Origin of the sequence: Cellulomonas sp. (genome assembly GCF_035634735.1) — a bacterium.
GTDB lineage: Bacteria > Actinomycetota > Actinomycetes > Actinomycetales > Cellulomonadaceae > Cellulomonas.
This window is the reverse complement of record NZ_DASQCJ010000022.1, coordinates 1-10,419: the sequence shown is the minus strand read 5'-3', so window position 1 is coordinate 10,419 and position 10,419 is coordinate 1. Positions and strand designations below refer to the sequence as shown.

The 10,419-nt window shown below is 75.4% G+C and carries 11 protein-coding genes, 1 other RNA gene and 1 pseudogene; 7 read left to right on the top strand and 6 right to left on the bottom strand.

What is annotated here, in order from left to right:
- The first annotated feature begins 56 nt into the window (after positions 1-56).
- Both VER05_RS02135 and VER05_RS02130 read left to right on the top strand, forming a co-directional pair.
- The gene (locus VER05_RS02135; RefSeq protein WP_324843754.1) at positions 57-875 is read left to right on the top strand and encodes an alpha/beta hydrolase; all 819 of its coding nucleotides are present in this window, start codon (positions 57-59) and stop codon (positions 873-875) included.
- Positions 869-1,576: a hypothetical protein gene (locus VER05_RS02130; protein WP_324843753.1), complete on the top strand. Its 708-nt coding sequence runs from the start codon at positions 869-871 to the stop codon at positions 1,574-1,576. The genes VER05_RS02135 and VER05_RS02130 overlap by 7 nt, the downstream gene beginning before the upstream one ends.
- A 57-nt stretch (positions 1,577-1,633) precedes the next feature.
- Here VER05_RS02130 and VER05_RS02125 read toward each other — a convergent pair whose 3' ends face one another.
- Entirely contained in the window at positions 1,634-3,007 is a 1,374-nt protein-coding gene (locus VER05_RS02125) for an NAD(P)/FAD-dependent oxidoreductase (protein ID WP_324843752.1), read from the bottom strand.
- 95 nt (positions 3,008-3,102) lie between these two features.
- A complete protein-coding gene (locus VER05_RS02120) occupies positions 3,103-4,182 on the bottom strand; it encodes an ATP-dependent DNA ligase (RefSeq protein WP_324843751.1) in 1,080 nt (359 codons plus the stop codon).
- 96 nt (positions 4,183-4,278) lie between these two features.
- Here VER05_RS02120 and VER05_RS02115 point away from each other — a divergent pair, with 96 nt between their 5' ends.
- Entirely contained in the window at positions 4,279-4,527 is a 249-nt protein-coding gene (locus VER05_RS02115; RefSeq protein WP_324843750.1) for a type II toxin-antitoxin system Phd/YefM family antitoxin, read from the top strand.
- Complete coding sequence (locus VER05_RS02110; protein ID WP_324843749.1) at positions 4,524-4,781, top strand: type II toxin-antitoxin system RelE family toxin; 258 nt, start codon at positions 4,524-4,526, stop codon at positions 4,779-4,781. Before VER05_RS02115 ends, VER05_RS02110 begins: the two co-directional genes overlap by 4 nt.
- A gap of 6 nt (positions 4,782-4,787) precedes the next feature.
- Here the strand turns inward: VER05_RS02110 and VER05_RS02105 are convergent, their stop codons facing one another.
- From VER05_RS02105 to VER05_RS02095, 3 genes are all read right to left on the bottom strand, one after another.
- Positions 4,788-5,540: a histidine phosphatase family protein gene (locus VER05_RS02105; RefSeq protein WP_324843748.1), complete on the bottom strand. Its 753-nt coding sequence runs from the start codon at positions 5,538-5,540 to the stop codon at positions 4,788-4,790.
- Between the two features lie 62 nt (positions 5,541-5,602).
- A complete protein-coding gene (locus tag VER05_RS02100) occupies positions 5,603-6,337 on the bottom strand; it encodes an ABC transporter permease (RefSeq protein WP_324843747.1) in 735 nt (244 codons plus the stop codon).
- On the bottom strand, positions 6,334-7,326 hold the full coding sequence (locus tag VER05_RS02095) for an ABC transporter ATP-binding protein (RefSeq protein WP_324843746.1): 993 nt from the start codon (positions 7,324-7,326) through the stop codon (positions 6,334-6,336). Before VER05_RS02095 ends, VER05_RS02100 begins: the two co-directional genes overlap by 4 nt.
- Positions 7,327-7,520: 194 nt before the next feature.
- Between VER05_RS02095 and VER05_RS02090 the strand changes: the two genes are divergently transcribed.
- On the top strand, positions 7,521-8,336 hold the full coding sequence (locus VER05_RS02090) for a TetR/AcrR family transcriptional regulator (RefSeq protein WP_324843745.1): 816 nt from the start codon (positions 7,521-7,523) through the stop codon (positions 8,334-8,336).
- 19 nt (positions 8,337-8,355) lie between these two features.
- Here VER05_RS02090 and VER05_RS02085 read toward each other — a convergent pair whose 3' ends face one another.
- Positions 8,356-8,889 carry a DUF6328 family protein gene (locus tag VER05_RS02085; RefSeq protein ID WP_324843744.1) on the bottom strand — a complete coding sequence of 178 codons (534 nt, stop codon included), beginning with the start codon at positions 8,887-8,889 and terminating at the stop codon, positions 8,356-8,358.
- A gap of 246 nt (positions 8,890-9,135) precedes the next feature.
- On the opposite strand from VER05_RS02085, the gene ssrA reads away from it, so the two are divergent.
- Positions 9,136-9,502, top strand: a transfer-messenger RNA (tmRNA) gene (ssrA, locus tag VER05_RS02080).
- A 240-nt stretch (positions 9,503-9,742) separates the two neighbouring features.
- Positions 9,743-10,419, top strand: a pseudogene (locus tag VER05_RS02075) (hypothetical protein); the annotation flags it as partial.

Sequence of the window (10,419 nt, the reverse complement as noted above, 5' to 3'; positions counted from 1 at the left end):
CCGTCCCCCCGACCCGTCCCCCCGACCCGTCCCCCCGACCCGAAGGAGCCCCGTCCGTGCCGTTCCCGCCGCCCCTCGCCGTCCCCGAGCCCGACCGCGCAGGCGGCCGGCACCCGGGGCGGCTGCTCGCCCGCACCGTCGGCGGCGCCCGCCCGCGCGGGCTCGACCCGGCCGCGGGCGTCGTCGTCACGGACGTGGGGCGCCCGGACGACCCGGCGGTCGTGCTGGTGCACGGCATCGGCGTCTCCGAGCGGTACTACCGCGGCCTGACCCGCGAGCTCGCGACGGACCGCCGCGTGCTGGTCCCCGACCTGCCGGGGTTCGGGCGCAGCCCGCGGCCCGCGCGCGTCCCCACGGTCGGCGACCTCGCGGACGTCGTGCTCGCCGTGCTCCGGCACCGGGGGATCGGGCGCGCCACGCTCGTCGGCCACTCGATGGGCGCGCAGGTGGTGGCCGAGGCGATGCTGCGCGCGCCCGACGTGGTGGAGCGCGTCGTGCTGATCGGGGCGGTCGTCGACCCCGGGGCGCCCTCGGTGCTGCGCCAGGCGGCCCGGCTGGCGGAGGACGGGCTGCACGAGCCGCTCGGGATCAACGCCGTCGTGGCCAGCGACTACCTGCGCACCGGGCCGTTCTGGTACTCGGCCGTGCTGCCGCACATGTTCGCGTACGACACCGCCGACGCCGTGTCCCGGCTGCCGGGGCCGGCGCTGGTGGTGCGGGGCGAGCACGACCCGGTGTCCTCGCGGGCCTGGGCGCGCCGGCTGGGCGCGCTGGCGCCGCGGGCCGACGTCCGGGAGGTGCCGCGCGCCGGGCACGTCGCGATGGCCAGCCACGCGCCGCTGGTCGCCCGCTGGGTGCGCGAGGACCCGTGCTGACCGCGGGCGGTGCCGCGCGGCGCGCCGTCTGGTGGGGGCAGGACTACGCCTACGCCGGCTGGCGGCAGGCGCGCGGGCTGCTGTCCCGGACGTCCCCGGACTCGTACACCCGGCCCGCGCGCCCCCGCCGCCCGCCGGTCCTGCTGCTGCCCGGCGTGTGGGAGACCTGGCGGTTCCTCGAGCCGCTGGCGCGCGGGCTGTTCGCCGGCGGGCACCCGGTGCACGTCGTCGCGCCGTTCGGCCTGAACCGGGGGAGCGTCCCCGACATGGCGGACCTCGCGGCGGCGCAGCTGGTGGAGGCCGACCTGCGCGGGGTCGTGGTCGTCGCGCACTCGAAGGGCGGCCTGATCGGCAAGAGCGTCATGGGCCGGGAGGACGTCGGCGACCGGGTGCTCGGCATGGTCGCGATCAACACGCCGTTCTCGGGGTCCCCCTACGCGCGGCTGCTGCCGCTCCGGTCCATCCGGACGTTCCTGCCCGACGACGAGGTGCTCACGGCGCTCGCCGCCCAGCGGGCCGACCACGGGCGCATCGTGTCCGTGGCGACCTGCTTCGACCCGCACATCCCGACCGGCAGCGAGCTGCCCGGCGCCCGGAACGTGCGGCTGGCGACGCCGGGGCACTTCCGCTCGCTCACCGACCCGGCGCTGCTGCCGCTGCTGGAGGACGAGCTGGCGGCGTTCGCCCGCGAGCCCCGCTGATCCGCACGAGCCCCGCGCCGCTGCGCGGGGGGCTCGTGCGCGTCCGGGGGGCTCGCGTCAGTCGTCCAGCACCTCGCGCGTCGGCACCGTCGGCTTGTCGACGCCGCGCGAGCGCAGCGCGCCCCGGCCGACCACCTGCTGCCAGGTCGCCGTGCGCTCGGACCGGCCGCGGCCGATGAAGCTCACCGCCCAGTGCAGCAGCGTCGTGATCCGGTTCTTGAAGCCCACCAGGTAGAACAGGTGCACGCCCAGCCAGAGCAGCCACGCGCCGAACCCGGCCGTCTTGACCGGCCCGATCTTCGCGACGGCCTGGAACCGGGACACGGTCGCGAGCGACCCCTTGTCCTGGTACCGGAACGCCCCCGCGCTGGGCTCGCCGCGGACCTGCCGGACGATCTCCTGCGCGGCGTACCGGCCGGTCTGCATCGCGGCGGGCGCGACGCCGGGGACGCCCGGGCGCAGCGCCATGTCGCCGACGACGAACACCTCGGGGTGGCCCGGCAGCGAGCCGTTCGGCTCCACCCGGACCCGGCCCGCGCGGTCGACCTCCGCGCCGGTCTTCTCGCCGAGCTGCTTCCCGAGCGGCGAGGCCTGCACGCCCGCGGCCCAGACCTTGGTCTGCGACTCGATCGTGGTGCGGTTCCCGTCGCCGTCCTCGACGGTCACCGAGGACGCGTCGACGTCGACCACCTTGTGGCCCATCAGCAGCTCGACGCCGAGGCCCTCCAGCACCCGCGCCGCGGCGTCCTGCAGCTCCTCCGGGTTGCCGGGCAGCACCTTCGGCACCGGGTCGACGAGCAGGATCCGCGCCTGGGTCGGGTCGAGGCTCCGGAACGAGCCGCGCAGCGAGCGGTGCGCCAGCTCCGCCAGCTGCCCGGCCATCTCGACGCCCGTGGGGCCGGCGCCGACGACGACGAACGTCGTCAGCCGCGCGCGCTCGGCGGGGTCGGTGGCGAGCTCCGCCAGCTCGAACGCCCCGAACACCCGGCCGCGGATCTCCAGCGCGTCGTCGATGCTCTTCAGGCCCGGGGCGAAGTCGGCGAACTGGTCGTTGCCGAAGTACGACTGCCCGGACCCGGCGGCGACGACGAGGCTGTCGTACCGGGTGCGGGTCTCGCCCAGCGGCGAGGACGACACCACCTCGCGCCGCTCGAGGTCGATGTCGGTGACCACGCCCAGCAGCACCCGGGCGTTGCGCTGGCTCTTGAGCACGTCGCGGGTCGCGGGGGAGATCTCGCCGACCGAGAGCACCCCGGTGGCCACCTGGTAGAGCAGCGGCTGGAACAGGTGCGTCGCCGTGCCGTCGATCACGGTGACCCGGACCGGCGCGTCGGCCAGCGCCTTCGTGGCGAACAGGCCGCCGAACCCGGACCCGATCACGACGACGTCGTGCGGCTTGCCGGGCGTGCGCGAGGGGACGGAGGCGCTCATCACGGGGTCCTTCCGCGGTCGGTGCTGAGAACCCGTCCGACCCTACGAGCGGGCCGCGCGCCGCGCGCGTCGAGGGCGCCGCGCCCTCGGCCGGGTCACGCCGGGGGCGCGAGGATCTCCGACAGCCGGAAGTTCACCGGCTCCTCCAGCTGGGCGTACGTGCAGGTCGCGGGGTCGCGGTCCGGGCGCCACCGCTTGAACTGGGCCGTGTGCCGGAACCGGTCGCCCTCCATGTGGTCGTAGCCGACCTCGACCACCAGCTCGGGGCGCAGCGGCACGAACGAGAGGTCCTTGCTCGCGTTCCACCGGCTCACCGCGCCCGGCATCCGCTTCCCCTCGTGCGCCGACTGGTCGGCCCAGTCGCCCCACGGGTGCTGCGACAGGTCGTCGGCGCGCAGCGGCGCCAGCTCCTCGACGAGGGCCTTGCGCCGGGCCATCGGGAACGACGCGGCGACGCCGACGTGCTGCAGCCGGCCGTCGTCGGTCCACAGCCCCAGCAGCAGCGAGCCGAGCACGTCGCCGGACTTGTGCCAGCGGAACCCGGCGACGACGCAGTCGGCGGTGCGGGCGTGCTTGACCTTGAACATCGTGCGCTTGTCCGGCTGGTAGGTGCCGTCCAGCGGCTTCGCGACGACGCCGTCCAGCCCCGCGCCCTCGAACCGGGTGAACCACTCCTGCGCGACCGCGAGGTCGGCGGTCGCCGGCGTGACGTGCACGCGCGGGTCGTCGCCGGTGATCGTGGCGCCGAGCGCGTCGACCAGGCGCGACCGCCGGTCGCCGAACGGCGTGCGCATGAGGTCCTCGTCGCCCAGCGCCAGGACGTCGAACGCCACGAACGACGCCGGTGTCTCGCCGGCCAGCAGCCGGACGCGGCTCTCCGCCGGGTGGATGCGCTGCTGGAGTGCGTCGAAGTCGAGCCGGTCGCCGGACACGATGACGATCTCGCCGTCGAGCACGCACCGCTCCGGGGTGCTCGCCCGGATCGACTCGACCAGCTCCGGGAAGTACCGCGTCATGGGCTTCTCGTTCCGGCTGCCGAGCACCACGTCGTCCCCGTCGCGGAACACGATCGTGCGGAACCCGTCCCACTTGGGCTCGGTGTGGCCGAGGTCGGGGATCTCCGGCACGGCCTTGGCCAGCATCGGGGACACGGGCGGCATCACGGGCAGGTCCATGGCGCCCATCCTGCTCGGCGGCGGCGGGACCGGCCAGGGGTGGCGGACGCCGGGTCGTCCGTGTACAGGAGAGCCGGCGAGTTGTACGTTGGTCGCATGTCGACCATCGGGGTGGCGGACGCCAGGAAGAACTTCGCCGACGTGATCGAGCGCGCCCAGCGCGAGCCGGTCGTCGTCGCCCGGCGCGGACACGCCGAGGTCGTCATCGTCAGCGCGGCCGAGTACGAGCGGATGCGCGACGCGCTGGAGGAGCAGGAGGACCTGGCCGCCTTCGACGCCGCGGTGGCGGAGGAGGGCGACGACCTGCCCTGGGCGCAGGTCAGGGCCGACCTGGGCTGGGAGTGACCTACCGGGTCGACATCCGTCCGGCGGCGGTGCGGGCGCTCCGGAAGGTCGACCACCAGGACCGCCCGCGGATCCAGGCGGCGATCGCGCTGCTCGCGCGGGACCCGCGGCCGCCGGGCGCGCGCGCCCTGCGCGGCCGGGACGGGTACCGGGTGCGGGTGGGCGACTACCGGATCCTCTACACCGTGGACGACGGCGTGCTCGTGGTCGTCGTCGTGACCCTCGGCCATCGGCGCGAGGTGTACCAGCGGTAGCCGGGGTCAGGCCCCGTCCGGGCGCTCCGGCGAGCGCACCGGCTGCTCCGTGCCGGGCACCGGCAGCCCCGGCGCGCCCTGCGCGGCCGGGTCGAAGCCGAACGTCCGGACCTCGCGCTCCCCGTCCGGCCCGATCCGGACGGTCGACACGCTGGCGTTGGCCAGCGGGTCCATCGGCACGGTGCCGGCCATCGCCAGGTAGGCCAGCAGGGTCACGCCGTGGCTGACCACCAGCACGTCGCCGCCGCCCGCGTGCTCCCGCTCGATCCGCCCGAACGCGTCGGCGACGCGGTCGAGGTAGTCGCTCGTGCGCTCCGCGCCCGGCAGGCCCGGGTACGTGCCGGTGAGGATGCCCCCGAACAGCTCGACCGGGTCGCCGAGGGCCAGCAGCTCGGCCTCCGGCCGGGCCTCCAGGTCGCCGAAGTGCATCTCCCGCAGCCCGGGGTCGGTGGTGAGCCCGACGCCCGGGTGCGGGGCCAGCAGCTCGCGCGCGGTCGCGACGGTGCGGCCGGCGGGGCTGGCGTACGCGGCGGCGAACGTGCGGCCCGCGAGCACCCGCGCCGTGGCGCGCACGCCGGCCAGGCCGTCCTCGGTCAGCGGGGAGTCCGTCCAGCCCTGCAGCAGCCGGGCGGTGTTGAACTCCGTGCGGCCGTGCCGGACGAGGTAGAGCGTGGTGGTGCCGTCGGGGGCGGTCCCGTCGTCGAGGCTGCTCGTCGGGCCGTGCTCCGCCGCGTCGGCGGACGTCGCGAGGAAGGGCATGCCCGCGATCCTAGGCACGGCCCCGGCGCCCGCGGTCGGGTCGCCGGGGCCGCGCGGGGCGGTCACGCCCGCCGGCGCAGCGCCCAGGTCGCCCCGGCCACGAACGCGGCGCACCAGGCCAGCAGCACGACGAGCGAGCGGCCGGGCACCGAGAACGCGTCGCTCGCGAGGCCGGACCGGACGAGCTGGGCCATCGGCTCGAACGGGAACCACTCGTGCGCGGTCTGCAGCCACGCGGGCATCCGGTCGGCCGGGTAGCTCACCGGCGTGAACAGCAGCACCACGAACACGAGCACCTGCGTCATCAGCATCGCCAGGGTGGGCTTGAGCAGCGACGCCATGCCGTAGCCGACGGCCGCCGCCGTGAGCGACACCAGCAGCGTCGCGGGCACCAGCCACGGGGCGGGCGACAGGTCGACGTCGAACCGCAGCACACCGGTCACGATGCCGAGCACCATGCCGGGCAGGGCGATGAGCGTCCACACCAGCAGGTCGCTGACCAGGAACGACCCGCGCGGCACCGGCAGGGTGCGCATCCAGTCGAGGCTGCCCTCGGTCCGGGACTGCGACAGCATCTGCGGAGTCATCACCAGGCCGACCATGACCAGCGTGATCGTGGGCGCGCCCGTCGCCAGGTAGAGCGCCTGGTCGGGCGGCGGGTCGCCGATGACGAGCCCGAAGCCGAGGATCGTCGCGATGGCCAGGAACACCTGGACCAGGACGAGCAGCGGCAGCATCGTCGCCTGGCGGCGGAACTGCCACTGGGTGAGCAGCAGGGTCTGCCGGACGGTGGTCATGCCGCCACCCCCGCGGCGTCGGCGGCGTCGGCGGGGTCGGCGGCGGCGTGCTGCTCGTGGCCGACCAGGTCGACGTACACGTCCTCGAGCGAGGCCGGGGTGAGGGCGTACCGCTCCAGGCGGTGCGCCGCGACCTCGTCCTGCGCCCAGCGCACGACGTCCGCGGCGTCGGCGGCCCGGACCGTGCCGACCTCGCGGCCGCGCGCGCTCGCCACCTCCCGGACGGCGGGGTGCCAGCGCCAGCCGGCGTCGACGGCGCCGGGGGAGAGGTCCGCCTCCACGGTCAGCGTGCCCTGCAGGTGCGCCGTGAGCCCGGCGGGGGTGTCGTCGGCCAGCACCCGGCCGCGGTCGAGCACCACGAGCCGGTCGACCACGCGCTCGGCCTCCCGGACGTTGTGCGTCACGAGCAGCACGGCGCGGCCCTCGTCGGCGAGCGCGCGGATCTGGCCCCAGAGGAGGCGGCGGCGGACCGGGTCGACGTCGTTCGTCGGCTCGTCCAGCACGACGAGGCGGCCGGGGGTCACGACGGTCATCGCGAACGCGGTCAGCCGCGCGATGCCGCCGGACACCTTCTCCGCCGGGGTGTCGGCCCAGGGGCGCAGGTCGAGCGCGTCGAGCAGCGCGTCCGTCCGGGCGCGCACGTCCCCGCGCCCGCCGCCGCGGATCCGGCCGACCAGCTCGATGGCGCGCCGGGGCGTCAGGCCCGTGATCGGGACGTTCGCCTGCGCCTGGATGCAGGTGCGGCGGCGCGCCTCGGCCGGCTGCGCGACCGCGTCGACGCCGTCGAGGTGGATGCTGCCCTCGTCGGGGCGGACCAGCCCGACGACCTGGTTCACCAGCGTCGTCTTGCCCGCCCCGTTGTGGCCGAGCAGGCCGACGACCTGGCCCGCCGCCACCTCCAGGTCGATCCCGTCGTTCGCCTGCACGCCGCCGCGCCCGCGGTACCGCTTGCGCAGCCCGCGGACGGTCAGCACACCCGCTGCGTCCATCTCCCGCTCCCTCGCTCGTCGCCCGTCGGCTCGCATACCGACCGGTACCTGCTGGAACGTAGCAGCATGTGGCGTTGAGATACCAGTGGGTATTCGTCGGTGCTCGGCGTGTGACGGCGCAGGTGAGCGGGTGTTTGCTGGGCGGCACCCGATCGACATACCGGTCGGTACCCGATCGGGCCTAGGATGGCGGCATGGCACGCAGGCAGGACGACGAGACGCCCGACGGCGGGACCGCACCCGCGGACGACTCGATCGGGGCCGCGACCCGCGCGCTCGCCGACGCGACCGCCGCGCTGACCCGCCTCATCGGCAAGCAGGTGCAGTCGGTCGTGCCCGAGGTCTCGGACGCGGTCGCCGCGAGCCTCCGCGAGGCGTCGCGCGGGCTCGCCGACGCCTCGGAGAGCGTGGGGCGCCGCGGCGGCGGCCGGGCCGAGGAGCGCCGCGCCGAGCGCGCCGGCCGCACCCGCACCGAGCTGCTCGACGCCGCCGCCCGGGCCTTCGCGCGGCAGGGCTACGAGGGGGCGTCGCTCGGGGACATCGCCGCGGACGCCGGGTACACCAAGGGCGCCGTGTACGCGCACTTCGGGTCCAAGCACGAGCTGTTCCTCGAGGTCGCCCGCCGGCAGATCGCCGGCGCCCCGGCCCAGCCGTGCCTGCCCGGGCTGGGCGAGGAGGGCCTGGAGGATGAGGTGTCGGCCGCGCTGCACACCATGGTCGACGAGACCGACCTGCTGCTGTCGCTGGAGATCCTCTCGTTCGCCGTCCGGCACCCCGAGGCGCGGGCCGAGATCGGCGCGTTCTACGAGGAGGGCTTCGGGGAGCTCGCGGGCCAGATCGGGCGCGCGCGGCACCCCGGCGACCCCGAGCCGGCCGAGGGCGACTGGGACACGGCGCTCGCGGTGGTGAGCGTGTCCAACATCGCGCTGCTGCTCGGGGCGGTGACCGGCTCGCCGCACGCCTCGCCGGCCGCGGGGTCGCGGGTCATCGCGCGGCTGCTGCGGGGCTGACCGCCCGCGCGCGGGGTCGTCAGTCGCCCTCGCGTCGCGCCCGGTGCGACAGGCGCAGCGGGAGCACCAGCCACACCACCAGCAGCCCGAGGAGCGCCGCCGCGCCCGCGACCCAGCCCGCCGTCCGGCCGACCACGACGTCGAACAGCAGCAGGGCCGACCCGGCCAGCACCAGCGCGAGCGTCGCCAGCCCCGCCTGCGCCATCCGGTCGGCGGAGTCGACCAGCTCCCGCTTGAGGTGCCGCCGGAACAGGATCCGGTGCAGCGACACCGGCGCGACGATGAACCCCGTCGCCGTCACCGCCAGCACGACCAGCACCAGGTAGACGGTCTGCTGGTAGGAGTCGAGGTCGAGGAACCGCTGCTGGAACGGCACCGTCAGCAGGAAGCCGGTGAGGATCTGCACGCCGGTCTGCGCGACGCGGAGCTCCTGGAGCAGCTCGTTCCAGTTCCGGTCCATCCGCTCGGTGGCGGTCTCGTGGCGGCCGTCGCGCGGGTCGGCGTCGCGGTCTTCGGGGCGGGGGTGGGGGTGCTCGGGGTGGGGGTGTGGCATGGTCGGTCCTCGGGTGCTGCGTGCCGCGCGGTGCTCGGCGGCGTCTGGCCCGATGGTGCCGCGCCGGGTCGCGGGGCGCAGGTCGAGGGGTGCGGTCGGGGTGCCGCCGGCGGTGCCGGGCGCAGCGCGGCGGGAATCACGGTGCGGGCTGCGGCGTTGCACCCGTATGCTGGACCTGCTGCGACCGGCGGCCGGGGACCCGTGAGGGCCACCGGGCGAGGGGCGCGGCGATTGACAACTCCACATGGGGGTGATCGGTTTCGACGGTGATCGTCGAGCCAGGAGAAGCGGGCCGAGGACACACGGTTATCTCGCTAACGATCCGTGTAAACCCATAGGTGCCGATAACAAGCGCACCGACTTCGCCCTCGCCGCCTGAGCGAGCCTCGAAGTCCGTCAGCCTGAGCTAGCTTCCGACTCAGTTCCTGGCGTCATCTAGGGAGCCACTGCTCGCAGTCCTCGTCACCGGGGCTGCGGGGACTTTCAGGTGACTGAGCCTGTCCACCACTCGTCTGCGTGATGGTGGGGGCCGAGAAAAGCGCAGCAGACTGCGCCCGGAGAAGTCCTGGTTCCACGTCATCGGACGCGGGTTCGATTCCCGCCACCTCCACTCGAGTGCCGAGAGGCCCGTCCCCGACCGGGGGGCGGGCCTCTCGCGCGTCATCGGTCGCGGTCTGTGCCGGCGGGCGGTCGGCCTGCCGGGGCAACGGGGCTCGCCCGCGGGGCCCACCCGCGGGACCCGCCGCGCGGCTGCGGGGCGCCGAGTCGTCCACAGGTGCGGTGGTCGTGCTCCGTCCCCAGGGCGGGGCTCGGTCGCCGGGGTCGTGTCGGTGGCCGTCGGTAGTGTCGTTCCATGGCATCTGACCTGCAGGAACACTCCGACGGCGACCCGGTCGCCGCCGTCGTGCTGCCGGTCTACGGGCCTGACGGGACGTGCCTGACGGACTTCGGCCCGGACCCCGTCGTCGCCGCGGGTGGGGCGCCGCGGACGGGTGAGCAGCGGCAGATCGAGGCGATCGGGGCGTTCCCGCCCGGGCCCGAGCTGGACGCCTGGCTGCGGTGCCTGGACCCGGACGTGCTGCCCTCGGCGGTCCTGGTCGAGGTGATCGCCGCGCAGACCCGGATCGAGTCCTACCAGCACGCCCGCACCCTCGGCCTGATCGCCGAGCTGGCCTCCCGGGACGAGATGAGCCCCGAGTGGTCCCCGCTCGCCGGTGCCCCGCCCACGCAGGCGTGCGTGGCCGGCGACGAGCTCGCGATGCGGCTGGGGTGGCCGCGGGTCACGGCGACCAAGACGGTGCACCGGGCCCTGGTGCTCGACGGGATGCTCGGCGCGACCCGGGAAGCGTTGGAAGTCGGTCACCTCGACGCCGCCAAGGCCCAGGTCCTGACCGCCGGGTTGGCGGACCTGTCGTTCCAGGTCGCCCACGCCGTCGAAGACGCGGTCCTGCCCGACGCCGACCAGTGCTCGGTCGCCGAACTGCGCCAGCGCGTACAGCGGGAGATCCGTCTCGTCGACCCCGAGGGCGC